This window comes from Streptomyces sp. NPDC029466 (assembly GCF_055574515.1).
This window is the reverse complement of record NZ_JBVHZH010000005.1, coordinates 164,768-179,879: the sequence shown is the minus strand read 5'-3', so window position 1 is coordinate 179,879 and position 15,112 is coordinate 164,768. Positions and strand designations below refer to the sequence as shown.

The 15,112-nt window shown below is 73.3% G+C and carries 16 protein-coding genes; 10 read left to right on the top strand and 6 right to left on the bottom strand.

All coding sequences use genetic code 11. The features are described from left to right. Nucleotides 1–65: 65 nt before the first annotated feature. Together ACZ4XD_RS07375 and ACZ4XD_RS07370 are read left to right on the top strand one after the other, a co-directional pair. Nucleotides 66–911, top strand: a complete 846-nt coding sequence (locus ACZ4XD_RS07375; RefSeq protein WP_190142630.1) for a DeoR/GlpR family DNA-binding transcription regulator — start codon at nucleotides 66–68, stop codon at nucleotides 909–911. 63 nt (nucleotides 912–974) lie between these two features. Continuing rightward, nucleotides 975–1,448: an SRPBCC family protein gene (locus ACZ4XD_RS07370; protein ID WP_468039076.1), complete on the top strand. Its 474-nt coding sequence runs from the start codon at nucleotides 975–977 to the stop codon at nucleotides 1,446–1,448. 27 nt (nucleotides 1,449–1,475) lie between these two features. On the opposite strand, the gene ACZ4XD_RS07365 is transcribed toward ACZ4XD_RS07370, so the two are convergent. Further along, complete coding sequence (locus ACZ4XD_RS07365) at nucleotides 1,476–2,633, bottom strand: PLP-dependent cysteine synthase family protein (RefSeq protein WP_468039074.1); 1,158 nt, start codon at nucleotides 2,631–2,633, stop codon at nucleotides 1,476–1,478. A gap of 241 nt (nucleotides 2,634–2,874) precedes the next feature. Here ACZ4XD_RS07365 and ACZ4XD_RS07360 point away from each other — a divergent pair, with 241 nt between their 5' ends. The 5 genes from ACZ4XD_RS07360 to ACZ4XD_RS07340 all read left to right on the top strand — a co-directional run bounded on the left by ACZ4XD_RS07360 (nucleotide 2,875) and on the right by ACZ4XD_RS07340 (nucleotide 6,114). Then, a complete protein-coding gene (locus ACZ4XD_RS07360) occupies nucleotides 2,875–3,162 on the top strand; it encodes a hypothetical protein (protein WP_468039072.1) in 288 nt (95 codons plus the stop codon). Between the two features lie 175 nt (nucleotides 3,163–3,337). Continuing rightward, nucleotides 3,338–3,844: an ATP-binding protein gene (locus ACZ4XD_RS07355; protein ID WP_468039070.1), complete on the top strand. Its 507-nt coding sequence runs from the start codon at nucleotides 3,338–3,340 to the stop codon at nucleotides 3,842–3,844. Between the two features lie 95 nt (nucleotides 3,845–3,939). Then, on the top strand, nucleotides 3,940–4,542 hold the full coding sequence (locus tag ACZ4XD_RS07350; protein WP_042160444.1) for a TetR/AcrR family transcriptional regulator: 603 nt from the start codon (nucleotides 3,940–3,942) through the stop codon (nucleotides 4,540–4,542). Between the two features lie 31 nt (nucleotides 4,543–4,573). Further along, a complete protein-coding gene (locus ACZ4XD_RS07345) occupies nucleotides 4,574–5,158 on the top strand; it encodes a DUF4865 family protein (protein ID WP_468039067.1) in 585 nt (194 codons plus the stop codon). Beyond that, nucleotides 5,155–6,114 carry a phosphotriesterase family protein gene (locus tag ACZ4XD_RS07340; protein ID WP_468039149.1) on the top strand — a complete coding sequence of 320 codons (960 nt, stop codon included), beginning with the start codon at nucleotides 5,155–5,157 and terminating at the stop codon, nucleotides 6,112–6,114. The genes ACZ4XD_RS07345 and ACZ4XD_RS07340 overlap by 4 nt, the downstream gene beginning before the upstream one ends. Nucleotides 6,115–6,181: 67 nt before the next feature. Here ACZ4XD_RS07340 and ACZ4XD_RS07335 read toward each other — a convergent pair whose 3' ends face one another. Both ACZ4XD_RS07335 and ACZ4XD_RS07330 read right to left on the bottom strand, forming a co-directional pair. Next, the gene (locus ACZ4XD_RS07335) at nucleotides 6,182–6,565 is read right to left on the bottom strand and encodes a PPOX class F420-dependent oxidoreductase (RefSeq protein ID WP_468039065.1); all 384 of its coding nucleotides are present in this window, start codon (nucleotides 6,563–6,565) and stop codon (nucleotides 6,182–6,184) included. 61 nt (nucleotides 6,566–6,626) lie between these two features. After that, a complete protein-coding gene (locus tag ACZ4XD_RS07330) occupies nucleotides 6,627–7,847 on the bottom strand; it encodes an ROK family protein (protein WP_468039063.1) in 1,221 nt (406 codons plus the stop codon). A gap of 17 nt (nucleotides 7,848–7,864) precedes the next feature. On the opposite strand from ACZ4XD_RS07330, the gene ACZ4XD_RS07325 reads away from it, so the two are divergent. After that, nucleotides 7,865–9,094 (top strand): MFS transporter, encoded by a 1,230-nt coding sequence (locus ACZ4XD_RS07325; protein WP_468039061.1) that lies wholly within the window; start codon nucleotides 7,865–7,867, stop codon nucleotides 9,092–9,094. Nucleotides 9,095–9,202: 108 nt separating this feature from the next. Further along, nucleotides 9,203–9,964: a maleylpyruvate isomerase family mycothiol-dependent enzyme gene (locus ACZ4XD_RS07320; RefSeq protein WP_468039059.1), complete on the top strand. Its 762-nt coding sequence runs from the start codon at nucleotides 9,203–9,205 to the stop codon at nucleotides 9,962–9,964. Between the two features lie 123 nt (nucleotides 9,965–10,087). Here ACZ4XD_RS07320 and ACZ4XD_RS07315 read toward each other — a convergent pair whose 3' ends face one another. The 3 genes from ACZ4XD_RS07315 to ACZ4XD_RS07305 all read right to left on the bottom strand — a co-directional run bounded on the left by ACZ4XD_RS07315 (nucleotide 10,088) and on the right by ACZ4XD_RS07305 (nucleotide 13,447). Further along, a complete protein-coding gene (locus ACZ4XD_RS07315; RefSeq protein ID WP_468039057.1) occupies nucleotides 10,088–10,753 on the bottom strand; it encodes a response regulator in 666 nt (221 codons plus the stop codon). Next, a complete protein-coding gene (locus ACZ4XD_RS07310) occupies nucleotides 10,750–12,039 on the bottom strand; it encodes a sensor histidine kinase (protein WP_468039055.1) in 1,290 nt (429 codons plus the stop codon). Before ACZ4XD_RS07310 ends, ACZ4XD_RS07315 begins: the two co-directional genes overlap by 4 nt. Before the next feature lie 202 nt (nucleotides 12,040–12,241). Then, on the bottom strand, nucleotides 12,242–13,447 hold the full coding sequence (locus ACZ4XD_RS07305) for a geranylgeranyl reductase family protein (RefSeq protein WP_468039053.1): 1,206 nt from the start codon (nucleotides 13,445–13,447) through the stop codon (nucleotides 12,242–12,244). A 173-nt stretch (nucleotides 13,448–13,620) separates the two neighbouring features. On the opposite strand from ACZ4XD_RS07305, the gene ACZ4XD_RS07300 reads away from it, so the two are divergent. Beyond that, entirely contained in the window at nucleotides 13,621–14,970 is a 1,350-nt protein-coding gene (locus ACZ4XD_RS07300; protein WP_468039051.1) for a M20/M25/M40 family metallo-hydrolase, read from the top strand. Nucleotides 14,971–15,112 lie beyond the last annotated feature (142 nt).

The following is a 15,112-nucleotide window of genomic DNA, read 5'->3' as shown; positions in this document are numbered from 1 at the left end:
ATCGCAGGCGGGAGCCAGCGCGTACGACCGGACACAGCGAGCCGGGGCGGAAGGGACGGGCCGGGGTGAGCGACAACCAGAATCTCCTCGCGGAGCAGCGGCGTGCCCTGATTCTCGACGAGGTCAGACGGCGGGGCGGGGTGCGGGTCAATGAGCTGACCCGCAAGCTGAACGTGTCGGACATGACGGTCCGTCGCGATCTGGATGCGCTGGCCCGCCAGGGCTTGGTGGAGAAGGTGCACGGCGGCGCGGTCCCGGTCAGCGAGCCGAGTGCGCACGAGCCCGGTTTCGAGGCGAAGTCGGGGCTGGAGCTGAGCGCCAAGGAAGACATCGCGAAGGCGGCGGCCGAGATGGCGGCACCGGGCAGCGCGATCGCGCTGGCGGGCGGTACGACCGCGTTCGCGCTGGCGCAGCAGCTGCTGGAGGTGCCGGATCTGACGGTGGTGACGAATTCGGTGCGGGTGGCCGATGTGTTCTACACCGCGCAGCGGGCGGCGGCCAGCGGCGGCACGGGACCGCGGGCGGGGGCCGCGACGGTGGTGCTGACGGGCGGGGTGCGTACGCCGTCGGACACCCTGGTGGGCCCGGTGGCGGACGCCGCGATCCGGTCGCTGCATTTCGATGTGCTCTTCCTCGGGGTGCACGGCATATCGGTCGAGGCGGGTCTGTCGACGCCGAATCTGGCCGAGGCGGAGACCAACCGGCATTTCGTGCGGTCCGCGCGGCGGGTGGTGGTGGTCGCCGACCACACCAAGTGGGGCACGGTCGGTCTGAGTTCGTTCGCGACGCTGGACGAGGTGGATGTGCTGGTGACGGATGCCGGGATTCCCGCGCAGACGCGTGCGGAGTTCGCGGAGCTGCCGCCGGAGCTGGTGGTGGCGGGCGAGCAGCCGGATGACGCAGACATCTGACGGTGCGCCAGCTATGGTGAGCCGCGCAGGCCCGCCGACCGTCCCGTAGGGGGTGCTCGTCCCATGGCACGCCGACTCCGCCCCGTAGAGCTCGACTTCGTCGAGTCCGCCCCGTTGCGGCTGGTGTTCGCGGCGGAGGTCAGCGCACCGCCGAAGGCGGTGTATGCGGCACTGGCGGACGATGTGGCCGGCTGGTCGTGCTGGTTCACGGGCGTGGCGCGCTCGGCGGTGACGCGGGGCGGCACGGGCCGGGAAGTGCGGCTGACGGGTGGCACCCGCTTCACCGAGACGGTCCTGGCGGCCGAGCCCGACGCGCACTACGCCTACCGCGTCGACACTACCAACGCCCCTGGTCTGCGGGCCTTGTTGGAGGACTGGCGGCTGACACCGGCGGGCGGCGGTACCCGGCTGCGGTGGACGTTCGCGGCGGACGGCCCGGCGCCGTTCCGCGCTCTGCTGACCATGGCCAGGCCCGGTCTGGGCCACGCCTTCCGGCAGTCGGCGCGGGCCCTGGACCGCAGGCTCACCGCGCCCTGAGCCCGGCGCCGTGTCCCGCCCGGCGGCTCAGACCGGCCAGGAGCCGGTGGCCAGGAATGCGTCGAGGGTGCGTGCGTAGGGCGTGATGTCCAGGCCCTGGGCGGCCAGCCAGGCATCGGAGTAGTACTTGTCGAGGTAGCGGTCGCCAGGGTCGCAGAGCAGGGTGACGACGGATCCCGTACGCCCCTCGGCGACCATCTCGGCGACGATCTTCAGGGCGCTCCACAGCCCGGTGCCGGTCGACCCGCCCGCCTTGCGGCCTATCGCCGTCTCCAGGGCGCGTACGGCCGCGATGCTGGCCGCGTCCGGGACCTTCATCATCCGGTCGATGGCACCGGGCACGAAGCTCGGCTCCATCCGCGGCCGCCCGATGCCCTCGATACGCGAGGCGGTGGCGCAGTCGGTCTTGGCGTCGCCGGTACGCCAGCCGTCGAAGAAACAGGAGTTCTCCGGGTCGGGGACACAGATACGGGTGTCGTACTGCATGTAGTGGACATAGCGGGCGATGGTCGCGGAGGTGCCGCCGGTGCCCGCGGTGGCCACGATCCAGGCGGGCTCGGGATAGCGCTCCAGCCGCAGCTGCTGGTAGATCGACTCGGCGATGTTGTTGTTGCCGCGCCAGTCGGTGGCCCGTTCCGCGTAGGTGAACTGGTCCATGTAGTGGCCGCCGGATTCGGCGGCGAGCCGGGCGGAGACCTCGTAGACGGTCCGCGGGTCCTGCACCAGATGACAGGTGCCGCCATGGAACTCGATCAGCCGGGTCTTCTCACGGCTGGTGGTGGCCGGCATCACCGCGATGAAGGGCACCCCGATGAGGGAGGCGAAGTAGGCCTCGGAGACGGCCGTGGAGCCACTGGACGCCTCGATGACGGGCTTGCCGGGGCGGATCCAGCCGTTGCACAGCCCGTAGAGGAACAGCGAGCGGGCCAGCCGGTGCTTGAGGCTGCCGGTGGGGTGCGTCGACTCGTCCTTGAGGTAGAGGTCGATGCCCCACCGCTCGGGGAGCGGAAAGCGCAGCAGGTGAGTGTCCGCTGTGCGGTTGGCATCCGCCTGGACCTTGCGTACGGCTTCTTTGAGCCAGCTTCGGTAGTCCTGATCCGTGCGGTCGACGTCGATGGTCGGTATCGGGGCTTCGGCCGCGGCCTCGTGGTCAGGCGAGCTCTGCGGCTGCTGTGCGGTGCTCACGGCGGGCTCCTCCGGGGGTGTTGAAGGCCCGTGGAAAACGGCGGGCCGCTTCCGACTATAACCACCCGTCGCACCCTTCTCACCTGCATAAACATCACTTTGAGATACCCCAAGGAGGCCAGGGGGCAGGGCTGTTGTGCGCAGCACGCGACGGTGCCACTGGTGCGCCGGGCGCGGTACCGGCAGACTTCCTCCAAGGGGCGGTGGAGGGCAGCTGCCCGTCTACCGAGGAGGTGCCGGCATGGCGGAGCCTGAGTTCAACGCGACCGGCGTACGGATCGAGCGATGGCTGCGGTCCCTGACCCGCGCCGGTCAGGTCGTCATCAGTGACGGCAGGCTGGTGCTGCTGACCAGCTACGGCACGGAGATCGACAGTGCCCCGCTCCAGGCCGTACAGGCCCATAAACCGCTGTTCGCGGCGCGGGACCGGGCACTTGCCACGCTCAACGGGCACCGCTATTCGCTCACGCTCGGCACCCCGGAACTCTTCTTCAAGGCCCTGGAGGCGGCCCGCCCGCCGCACCCCTGACGGCCCGCTCCGGCCGAGGAGGTGCGGTTGCGGGAGCGCTGCGGCTGCCTGACCCTGGACTCGTATCACTGAGGGTTCACCAGCGGTGACGCTGTGGTGCATTCGGCATCGCTGGATCCGATCTTCGCCCCTGCCCGGTACGAGGGGCGCCCGGCCTCATCAGGGAGTCGCGGTCGTGATCAGGCAGCCCAGCAGGCACTGCACGGTGGAGCTCCAAGCCGTTCCGGCTCGCATCGGTCATGTGCGCAGAATTGTCTCCGCCCAGCTGCGGTACTGGCGTCTCGACGCCCTGATAGACCCCGCGGCGCTCGGCGTGACCGAACTCCTCGCCAACGTGCACCGGCACGCCCGCCCCAGCAAGCAATGCACCGTGGAACTGTGCGTTCTTCTTGATCAGTTGACGGTCTCGGTACACGACGAGGACCCCCGGCTGCCCCGGATCCGGGTCGCCGACAGCTGGGAGACCTGCGGCCGCGGGCTGGCGCTGATCGCGGCGCTCAGCGAGAGCTGGGGGGTGCGCCCGGACGGCAGTGGCAAGGTCGTGTGGTTCACCCTTCCGGCCCTGACCACGCCGCCCGAAGAGGCCCGTACGGTCCGTGGATACGGGGAGTCCGTGCCGCTGGGGGACACCCGTACGGCGGCCGGCTCGCACACCCGCATACGGGGCACCAAGGTCGGCTGACGGGCCGGCCCGGACGGCGCGGCGTGCGCCGCCCGCCCTTTGCCGTTCGCACTCTTCCTTGATCACTGTAAATACTAGTATGTACAGTGCGCTGCATGAGCACTCAGGAACCGCTCGGCACACAGGAACGACTCGTCCGGAGCACGCAGGAGCTGCTGTGGGAGCGGGGCTATGTCGGCACCAGCCCCAAGGCGATCCTGGAGCGCGCGGGCGTCGGCCAGGGCAGCATGTACCACCACTTCACGGGCAAGTCCGAGCTCGCCCTGGCGGCGATCCGGCGCACCGCGGAGGAGCTGAAGCAGGGCGCCGAGTCATGCCTGGGCGGTCCCGGTACGGCGTACGACCGCATCGCGGCCTATCTGCTGCGCGAGCGGCGGGTGCTGCGCGGCTGCCCGATCGGCCGGATGACACAGGACCGTGATGTGGTGCACAGCCCGGAGCTGCGGCAGCCGCTGGACGAGCTGTTCGGTTGGCTTCAGGGCCGGATCACCGAGGTGCTCGCCGAAGGGCAGCGCCGTGGGGAGCTGGCTCCCGAGCTGGACCCGGCGGCCGGGGCCGCGGCCGTCGCGGCCGTCGTCCAGGGCGGCTATGTGCTGGCCCGTGCGGCCGACGATCCCGCCCCCTTCGACGCCGCCGTGCAGGGCGTGCTGACGCTGCTCGCCGCACAGCGCACGCCCGGCACCCGCACCACCGGCTGAGCCCCTCCCCCGCACCCGTACGGAGCCCGTCATGCACGCCATGCAGTACGCGATCACCCTGCCCGCCGACTACGACATGCGGATCATCCGGGACCGCGTCCGGACCAGGGGCCACCTCCTGGACGACTTCCCCGGGCTCGGCCTGAAGGCGTACGGGATCCGGGAGCGCGGGGTCGACGGCGCACCGGTCAACCAGTACGCGCCCTTCTACCTCTGGGCCGACCCGGAGGCCATGAACCGCTTCCTCCTCGGCGACGGATTCCGCGGTGTGGTCCGCGACTTCGGACGGCCGGCCGTCCAGAACTGGCAGGGGCTGTTCCACCGCCCGGGCCCGGCCGCCGGTGCGGTCCCCCACGCCTTCACCCGGCGGACCGTGACGCTCGCCGAGGACGCCGACCCCGCCACCGTCATCGCGCAGGAGGTCGCCGGACACGAGGAGTTGGCCACGACGGAGGGTGTGCACACCACCGCGCTGGCCCTCGACCCGCGGCGCTGGGAACTGGTCCACTTCACCCTCTGGGCGGACGACTCCCCGCGGTCCGCGGGCGACCGCTACCAGGTGCTGCATCTGTCCGCCCCGGGCACCGGCCTGCTGGGCGAGGGGCAGCAGTGGTGAACCGGGCCCCCGCGCAAGCCCCCGTCTCCCCCGCCGTCCGTACGGTCCTCGGCGACATCGCGCCCGCCGGCCTCGGCATCTGCGACGCCCACGACCATCTCTTCCTGCGCAGCCCCCAACTCCCGGGGCAGGAGCTGGACGACGCCGGGGCGGCGGCCGCCGAGCTGAGCGCTTTTCGGGCGGCCGGCGGCGCGGCGGTGATCCAGTGGACGCCGTACGGCATGGGCCGCCGCGCCGCCGAACTGCCGCGGCTGGCACGGGAGTCGGGCGTACGGATCGTCGCCGCCACCGGGCTGCACCAGGCGGCGCACTACTCCCCCGAGCTGCTGGCGCGGGTCGGTGCGGACCTGGCCGGGCTGTTCGTCGGCGAGCTGACCGAAGGGATCGGCGACTCCGGCCCCCGGGCCGGGATGATCAAGGTCGCCGGCGGCTTCCACGGGCTGGACCGGCACGCCCGGCACACCATGGCGGCCGCCGCCGAGGCCCAGCGGGCGACCGGCGCCGCCATCGGCGTCCACCTGGAGCTGGGCACCGGGGCACTGGACGTACTCGACCTGCTCTGCGGCGCGTTGGCGGTCCCGCCGGACCGGGTGATCCTCGGTCATCTCAACCGTTCACCGGATCTCGCCGTGCACCGGGCGGCCGCCGGGGCCGGGGCGTATCTGGCCTTCGACGGCCCCTCGCGGGCCCATCACGCGACCGACTGGCGGCTGCCCGAGGCGCTGGCCGCGCTCGCCGACGCGGGCTTCGCCGACCGGATCCTGCTGGGCGGGGACACCACCACGGCCGGCGCCAGATCGGTCAACGGCGGCCCGGGGATGCCGTATCTGCTGCGCGGTCACCGGGAGCGGCTGGTCCGCACCCTGGGCGCGGACCTGGTGACACGGTTCCTGACGGCCAACCCGGCGCGCGCCTTCGCCGCCGACTGGCCGCGGGCGCTGCACCACAGCCGGTGAACGGGGCCGCTTCCACGCCCGCGCAGGGCGGACCGGCCGCGCGGCGTTCGGGCAGCACGCCCGGCGGCTACAGGGTGACCGAGATCCCCACATGCGGCCGCTTGCCGCCGCGCACCAGCGCGCCGACGACGTCCATCAGCCGGAACCGCAGCCCGTATTTGCGCGCCATCGCCTTGCGCACCCGGCCGAGCCCGTCGGCACCCTCCAGGAGCCGGCCGGTGCCCTCGACGGTCCGGGCGCCCTCGGCGATCCGGCCGCGCACATCGCACGGGGTGACGGTCACCCGCGGGTCCTGCCGCAGCCGCTTCACCTTCCAGCTGTCGTCCCGCGTCCACACCAGGAGTTCCGTCCCTTCGGCCACCGCCCATACGGGGGTGGCCACCGGCGTCCCGTTCCGGCGGAAGGTGACCAGGCTGACGTACGGGCTGCGCGCGACCGCTTCGGGAATCATGACCGCAGCCTAGGGCGTGTCCGCGAAGTCCCGCCTGGCTCCCTGCCGCCGCCGGGCACCGCTACCGGTCGAGAACGACCAGCGGATCGTCCAGCACCGGCTGCCAGGCCAGTTCGGCCGCGCCGACCAGGCTGTTGTGGTCGAGGCCGCACGGCAGGATCGGCACCCCGCCGCTGCGGCCCCACAGGCTGCGGTCGGCGACCACCGCGCGCAGCCGTTCCGGGTCGGCCTCCAGCAGGGCGCGATGCAGACCGCCGAGGACGATGCGGTCGGGGTTGAGGATGTTGACCAGGCCGGCGAGACCCAGCCCGAGGCGGTCGATGAGGAGATCGGCCGCGGCGCGCACGCCCGGATCGGCGTACTCGTCCCGCAGCAGATCCGCGGACTGCTGGAGCAGGGAGCCCTCGGGGCCCGGCTCGCGGCCCGCGGCGCCGAGGAAAGCGAGCGGGTCCGCCTCGACGTCCAGACAGCCGCGGCTGCCGCAGTGGCAGGGCGCCCCCTCGGGGTGGACGGTGAGATGGCCGACCTCCAGCGCCAGGCCCGAACTGCCGCTGTGCAGACGGCCGTCGAGCACCAGCGCCCCGCCGACACCCCGGTGCCCGGAGGCCACACAGAGCAGGTCACGGGCGCCCCGGCCGGCCCCGTGCCGGTGTTCGGCGAGCGCCATGAGGTTGACATCGTTGCCGCTGAAGCCGATCTGCTCGGTGACTCCCGGGATGCCGGCCTCGGCGAGCGAGCGCAGGAAGAGGGCGCGTACGGGGGCGCCCCGCGGCCAGGCGAGGTGCAGCGGGTTGAGGGCCTCGCCGTCCGGTTCGGCGACCGCGGAGGGCACCGCGAGACCGGCGCCGAGACAGCGCCGTCCGGTCTCGCGCAGCAGCTCCGCGCCGGCCGCGACGACCTCGGCGAGCACATGCGCCGGGTCAGCGGGGATGGCGCCGCAGCCGGTCGAGGTCGCCACGATGCGGCCGCCGAGGCCGACCAGTGCGACCCGGAACCCGTCCGCGTGGATCTGCGCGGCGAGCACCACCGGTCCTCGCTCGGCGACGAACAGCCGGTGGGAGGGCCGCCCTTGGGAGCCGGCCGAGGCGGTCGGCCGGGAGTCGACGGTGATCAGTCCGAGCGCTTCGAGCTCGGCGGCCACCGCTCCCGCGGTCGCGCGGGTCACGCCGAGTTCGGAGGTCAGGACGGCGCGGGTGGGCGCGCGGCCGGTGTGTACGAGCTCCAGTGCGGGTCCGAGGGCGCCGCGGCCCCGCTCCAGCCTGGTTGTCCGAGTCTGGGTCACACCCCTATTCTGACTTTGTGCCGACGCTAAACAAAATGCGGAGGGTCCTCACGCGGGACCGGGACTCCGTCCGCACGGAGCCGTACCTGACCCGCCCCCGTATCGCGCTCACCGCATTCTTCGCCATGGACGGCTTCCTCTTCGCCGGATGGGTCGTCCGGATCCCCGCGATCAAGGCGCAGACCGGCGCCGGAGCGGGCGCCCTCGGGCTCGCCCTGCTCGGCGTGTCGGCCGGCGCGGTCGCCTTCATGATGATCGCCGGACGACTGTGCCGGCGCTTCGGCAGCCCCCTCGTGACGATTGCGGCCGCGGCCGCCCTCTCACTGAGCATCGTGCTGCCGCCGCTCACCCGCTCCGCGACCGCGCTGGGACTCGTCCTGCTGGTCTTCGGCGCCGCGTACGGCGCGCTCAACGTCGCGATGAACAGCGCCGCGGTCGCGCTCATCGGCGCCCTGCGGCGCCCCGTGATGCCGGGCTTCCACGCCGCCTTCAGCCTGGGCGGCATGCTCGGCGCGGGCCTCGGCGGACTGCTCGCGGGCGGGCTGTCCGCCACCGCCCATCTGCTGGTGCTCGCCGTGATCGGGCTGCTGGTGACGGTCGTCGCGGGGCGCGCGCTGTGCCGGTACCCGGTGCCGGAGGTTCCCGAGCAACTGCCCGCGCCGGAGGACCACCGTCCGGGGAACGGCCGGGCAGGCCGGGCGCGCCGTCTGGTGCTCGTGTTCGGGCTGATCGCCCTGTGCACCGCGTACGGCGAGGGGGCGATGGCCGACTGGGGCGCGCTGCACCTCTCCCAGGACCTGGGCGCCGGGCCCGGTACGGCCGCCGCCGGATACGCGGTGTTCGCGCTGGCGATGACCGTGGGGCGGCTGTCCGGAACGGCGGTCGTACAGCGCTTCGGGGCGGCCCGGGCACTGATCGCGGGTGGCACGACGGCGACCGCGGGGATGCTGCTCGGCGCGCTCGCGCCGACGGCCTGGTGGGCCTGTGCGGGCTTCGCCGTCGCGGGCCTGGGTCTCGCCAATATCTTCCCCATCGCCCTGGCACGGGCCGGCGAGACCGGCGGCCCGGACGGCGTCGCGGTGGCCTCCACGGTCGGCTACGGCGGCATGCTGCTCGGCCCGCCCGCCATCGGTTTCCTCGCCGAGGCGCTCGGTCTGCCGGCCGCACTGACCACGGTCGCCCTGCTCGCCGCGCTCGCGGCGGGCATCGCCTACGCCACCCGCGGGGCACACACCGGGCGAACGTGACGCACCGGGGCGACCCCGGGCGCCGTCGCCGGTCCAGGCGCCCGATGCGCGGTCGGCGGCCGGACCCGCGAGGGGCCGCTGTCAGTGCCTGCTGGCAAACTCGTGGGTATGGAGATCACTGAGTTCGTCGAAACGCTGCGACTGGACGGCGGCCTGCTCGCCGATGCCGCGCAGGAGGCGGGGCCGGATGCCCGGATTCCGGCCTGTCCCGACTGGCAGATGCGGGATCTGGTCACCCATGTCGGACAGGTGCACCGCTGGGCGACGGAGTTCGTGACGCAGGGCGTGCAGCAGCCCAGCCGTCCCCCCGAGGCCCCGGATCTGGCCGACGACGAACTCGTGCCCTGGCTGCGCGAGGGCCACCACCACCTCGTCCTGGCGCTGCACTCCGCGCCGCAGGACCTGTCCGCCTGGACGTTCCTGCCCGCCCCGTCCCCCCTGGCGTTCTGGGCCCGCCGGCAGGCCCACGAGACCTCGGTGCACCGCGCGGACGCCCAGCAGGCGCTCGGTGCCTCCCTCACCCCCCTCCCGTCGGCCTTCGCCGCCGACGGCATCGATGAACTCCTGACGGGCTTTCACTCCCGCGACCGCAGCCGGGTCCGTACGGACGTCCCCCGCACGCTGCGGCTGCGGGCCGTGAACGCCCCCGGCGCCGACTGGACCGTCCACCTCTCCGACGCCCCGCCGCGGACGGTGCGCACCGCCCCGGGCGCCGACGGTCCGGACGCCGAAAAGGCGGCCGACTGCACGATCGAGGGCCCGGCCGAGGAGCTGTATCTCGCGCTGTGGAACCGTCTGCCGTGGGACGCGTTGACCCTCACCGGCGATGAGACGCTGCCCCGGCTGTGGCAGGAGCGGGGCGGCGTCTGAGCTTCGGGGCGGCGGGCGGGCCCGGCCGTGCGTCCGGCCCGCGCCCGTCCCCCGGTCGACCGTCTCCCCGGCCTGCGCTCGTCGCCCACCGCAGGGCGGCACCGCCCGCACCCCCGCCCTGCCTCACCCCAGCCAACCGGGCCGCACCAACCCCGACTCATAGGCCAGCACGACCAGTTGGGCACGGTCGCGGGCGCCCAGTTTGACCATCGTGCGGCTGACATGCGTCTTGGCGGTGAGCGGGCTGACGACCAGCCGGCGGGCGATCTCCTCGTTGGAGAGGCCGATGCCGACCAGCGCCATCACCTCGCGCTCCCGCTCGGTCAGCGCGGACAGCGCATCGGCCGCAGCCGGTTCCTTGGAGCGGGCCGCGAACTCGGCGATCAGACGGCGGGTGACGCCGGGCGAGAGCAGGGCGTCACCCGCGACGACCGCACGCACGGCCCGTAGCAGCTCCTCCGGTTCGGTGTCCTTGACCAGAAAGCCGGAGGCTCCGGAGCGGATCGCCTCGAAGACGTACTCGTCCAGCTCGAAGGTGGTCAGCATGACGACCTTCACCTCCCGCAGCCGCGGGTCCTCGGTGATCCGGCGGGTGGCGATCAGGCCGTCCACCACCGGCATCCGGATGTCCATCAGGACGATGTCCGGGCGGTGTTCGCGGACCGCGGCCAGCGCCTGCTGCCCGTCCGCGGCCTCGGCGACCACCTCGATATCGGGCTGGGCGTCCAGCAGCACCTTGAAACCGGCCCGCACCAGCAGCTGATCGTCGGCGAGCAGTACCCGGATCACGACTCCTCCTCGGGTGCGGTGGGGGCCACCGTATCCGCCCCCTGGCCCGGGTCCGGGCCCGTACCGGACAGCGGGATACGGGCCAGGACCCGGAAGCCGCCGTCCGGGCGCGGCCCCGCCTCGATGGTGCCGCCCAGCGCGGCGGCCCGCTCCCGCATGCCGATCAGGCCGTTGCCACCGCCCGCCTCGCCCCCGCCGGCGGTCGCCGGGCCGTCGTCGTCGACCCGGATCTCCAGCGCCCCGGGGGTGTGGCGGAGCAGCACCCGGGCGGTACGGGAGCCGGAGTGGCGGACGGTGTTGGTGAGCGCCTCCTGCACGATGCGGAACGCGGCGAGGTCGGTGCCGGGCGGCAGCGTGACCGGGGTGCCCTCGGTGGTGAGGTCCACGGTGAGCCCGGCGCTCCCGGCCTGCTCGGCGAGTTCGGGCAGCCGGTCCAGCCCGGGGGCCGGGGAGCGCGGCGCGTCGCCCGGCGTACGCAGGGTGTCGAGCACCTGACGGACCTCGCCGAGCGCTTCCTTGCTCGCGTCCTTGATCGTGGTCAGCGCCCTCCGCGCCTGCTCCGGGTCGCTGTCGAGCAGCGCCAGGCCCACCCCCGCCTGGACGTTGATGACGGAGATGCTGTGGGCCAGGACGTCATGCAGCTCGCGGGCGATCCGCAGCCGCTCCTCGTCCGCCCTGCGGCGTTCCGCGGCGGCCCGCTCGGCCTGCGCCTTCGCCAGCTGCTCCCGGCGCACCCGCACCAGCTCGGAGAGCGCCACCACGGCCACCACCCAGGCCGTGACCAGCAGTTCCTCACCCCAGGGCGCGGGCCCGTCGTGCGGGGGCGGCAGCCACCGGTAGAGCCAGTGGGCGACCAGCACATGGCAGGCCCACACCCCGCCCAGCGCCCACCAGGCGACCTTGCGGTGTCCCGCGACGACCGCCGCGAAGGCGCCGAGGGCGAGAAGGAGGAAGACCGGTCCGTACGGATAGCCGGCCGCGAGATAGCCGGCGACGGCGACGGCGGTGCCGAGGGCGACGGTGCGCGGGAAGCGCTGCCGGAACAGCAGCAGGGCCCCACCGAGGACCAGCAGCGCGCGCCCGAGGGAGTCCAGCGGGACGCGGTCCGGCTGACCGTGGCCGGCGAAACCGGAGCCGACCGTCACCACGAGCGTCACGACGAGGGTCGACAGCCAGGGCAGCCGGGTGCCGGAGCGCCCGCGAGGTTCCCCGGGCGGGGTCGCCAGCCACCGCTCCCACGCCGGGCCGAGGGAGCGCCGCGCCCACGGCGGCCGTGCGTTCTCCATGCCGTCACGCTAGTCCGCGACGGGGCCCGGCGGCGTCAGCCCGGCGCGGTGGCCTGACGTACTCCTCCGGGAGTACGGCACATCCTCCGGAGGGACCCTGGCGGCCGGGCGCCCCGCGACCCCACGTGCCACGGACCAACAGCCGGGCCCTCCCGCCGGCCGCCCGGCGGGCTCTCTCACCAGGCACCCGGCCCGCCCCGCCTCAGCCGCGGTCCATCGCCTCCAGCGCCCGCCGCGCCACCGCATGCGTGCGCACGATCTCGGCCAGCGTCGTCGTCCCACGGGTGATCTTCGCAAAGGCATGCCAGGCGGGCCGGAAGCCGGTGACCGCGGCGTGCATCAGACCGGGGCGGCGTGAGAAGACCTTGAGCATCTGGCGGCCCACGCCCATCTCCACCCCGAGGCCCGCCTTGATGGCGAAGGCGTAATTGAGGGCCTGGCGACGGGCGTCCACCGCGTCATGCGCCTCGGAGACGCGCACCGCCCACTCCCCCGCGAGCCGCCCGGACCGCAGCGCGAACGAGATGCCCTCCCGCGTCCACGGCTCCAGCAGCCCGGCCGCGTCGCCGCACACCAGCACCCGGCCGCGGGACAGCGGGGAGTCATCGGCACGGCAGCGCGTCAGATGCCCGGACGAGATGCTCGGCTCGAAGCCGGCCAGGCCCAGCCGCCCGATGAAGTCCTCCAGATAGCGCTTGGTCGCCGCGCCCTCGCCGCGCGCGGAGATGACGCCGACGGTGAGGGTGTCGCCCTTGGGGAACACCCAGCCGTAGCTGCCGGGAATCGGACCCCAGTCGATGAGCACCCGCCCCGCCCAGTCCTCGGCGACCGGCGGCGGAACCGGGATCTCCGCCTCCAGACCCAGATCGACCTGGTCGAGCTTGACCCCGACATGCGCTCCTATACGGCCCGCGCTGCCGTCCGCGCCGATCACCGAACGGGCCAGCACCACCTCACCGTCGCCGAGCACCACCGCCACCGTCCGCCGGTCGGGCACCTCGACGCCGTGCTGCTCCACCCGGGAGACCGTGACGCCCGTACGGACCGTCGCGCCCGCGTCCTTGGCCGACTCGACCAGCCGGGCGTCGAACTCGGGGCGGTTGATCAGCCCGAACAGCATGTTCTTGGAGCGGCGGGTGCGGGCCAGCCGGCCGTTCAGCGAGAACGTCACCGCATGCACCCGGTCGCGCAGCGGCAGGTCGAAGCCCGGCGGGAGGGAGTCCCGGGAGGGTCCGATGATGCCGCCGCCACAGGTCTTGTAGCGCGGGAGTTCCGCTTTCTCCAGGAGCAGGACGCGGCGTCCCGTACAGGCCGCGGCATGCGCGGCCGAGGCGCCCGCAGGCCCCGCGCCCACCACCACGACGTCCCACACCTGCTGGTTGTCCTCCGCTGCCCGCTCGCTGCTCACCTGTGCTTCTGCTCCCGTTCGATGCCTGGCTGCGTGTACCCGCATCCTACGGGCCGCTGTTGCGCGAGGGGCCTGTGGGAAGATCGGGTGACTGATGCCCGTACGTCCGGCCCGTCCGGCTCACGAGGCCGGACGGCCCGTACGCACAACGTCGCGCCCACAAGGAGCGTTCCATGCCTGACAGCCCGCTCGCACGTACCGTCGCCGCACTCCAGCCCCGCGCCAGGACCGAGCTGGCCGAGCTGGTGGCCTTCAAGTCGGTCGCGGATCCTGCCCAGTTCCCCAAGAGCGAGTGCGAGGCGGCCGCCCACTGGATCGTCGACACGCTGCGGGCGGACGGCTTCCAGGACGTGGCACTGCTGGACACCCCGGACGGCACCCAGTCCGTCTACGGCTTCCTCCCCGGCCCGGCCGGCGCTCCCACGGTCCTGCTGTACGCCCACTACGACGTGCAGCCGCCGCTGGACGAGACCGCCTGGGTCTCCCCTCCCTTCGAGCTGACCGAGCGCGACGGCCGCTGGTACGGCCGCGGTGCCGCGGACTGCAAGGGCGGCCTGATCATGCATCTGACGGCGCTGCGCGCGCTCAAGGAGCACGGCGGCGTCCCGGTCAACGTCAAGGTGATCGTGGAGGGTTCGGAGGAACAGGGCACCGGCGGCCTGGAACGCTACGCCGAGGCACACCCGGAACTGCTCGCCGCCGACGCCATCGTCATCGGCGACACCGGCAACTTCCGGGTCGGGCTGCCGACGGTGACCGCGACACTGCGCGGCATGACCCTGGTCCGCGTCCAGGTCGACACCCTGGAGGGCAATCTGCACTCCGGCCAGTTCGGCGGCGCGGCCCCCGACGCGCTGGCGGCACTCATCCGCATCCTGGACTCGCTGCGCGCCGAGGACGGTTCGACGACGGTGACCGGCCTGACCGCCGACGCCACCTGGGACGGCCTCCAGTACCCGGAGGAGGACTTCCGCAAGGACGCCAAGATCCTGGACGGTGTCGGACTGCTCGGCAACGGCACGATCGCGGACCGGATCTGGGCCCGCCCCGCCGTCACCGTCCTCGGCATCGACTGCCCCCCGGTGGTCGGCGCCACCCCGTCCGTACAGGCAGGCGCACGGGCACTGGTCAGCCTGCGGGTACCGCCGGGCACGGACGCGGCCGAGGCGACCAAGCTGCTGGCCGCCCATCTGGAGACCGCCGCGCCCTGGGGAGCCCGGGTCGCGGTCGAACAGGTCGGCCAGGGCCAGGCGTTCCGCGCGGACACCACCAGCCCCGCGTACACCTCGATGGCCGAGGCCCTCCGCGAGGCCTACGACGGCGCGGAGATGCAGACCTCCGGCATGGGCGGCTCCATCCCCCTGTGCAACACGTTGGCTGCGCTCTACCCCGACGCGGAAATCCTCCTCATCGGCCTCAGCGAGCCGGAGGCCCAGATCCACGCGGTCAACGAGAGCGTGTCCCCGCAGGAACTGGAACGACTGTCGCTGGCGGAAGCGCTCTTCCTTCAGCGGTTCGCTTAGGCTTCCCACGTTTTCGGCCGTCCCGCCGTTTTGGTTGCTCGCCGTTGCGCCTGCGGCGGGCGGGTCCGCTGCGCGGGGCTGTGGGTGCGGTGACGGACCTCCGGGGCCGGTGTGTGGGACTGCTTCGCTTTACGTCCCACAC

Coding starts and splice junctions, on each gene's coding strand:
- ACZ4XD_RS07345 (WP_468039067.1), top strand. CDS start 4,574: ATGCACGCCATGCAGTACGCGATCACCCTGCCCGCCGACTACGACATG.
- ACZ4XD_RS07310 (WP_468039055.1), bottom strand. CDS start 12,039: ATGGAGAACGCACGGCCGCCGTGGGCGCGGCGCTCCCTCGGCCCGGCG.
- ACZ4XD_RS07335 (WP_468039065.1), bottom strand. CDS start 6,565: ATGATTCCCGAAGCGGTCGCGCGCAGCCCGTACGTCAGCCTGGTCACC.
- ACZ4XD_RS07300 (WP_468039051.1), top strand. CDS start 13,621: ATGCCTGACAGCCCGCTCGCACGTACCGTCGCCGCACTCCAGCCCCGC.
- ACZ4XD_RS07360 (WP_468039072.1), top strand. CDS start 2,875: ATGGCGGAGCCTGAGTTCAACGCGACCGGCGTACGGATCGAGCGATGG.
- ACZ4XD_RS07350 (WP_042160444.1), top strand. CDS start 3,940: ATGAGCACTCAGGAACCGCTCGGCACACAGGAACGACTCGTCCGGAGC.
- ACZ4XD_RS07370 (WP_468039076.1), top strand. CDS start 975: ATGGCACGCCGACTCCGCCCCGTAGAGCTCGACTTCGTCGAGTCCGCC.
- ACZ4XD_RS07320 (WP_468039059.1), top strand. CDS start 9,203: ATGGAGATCACTGAGTTCGTCGAAACGCTGCGACTGGACGGCGGCCTG.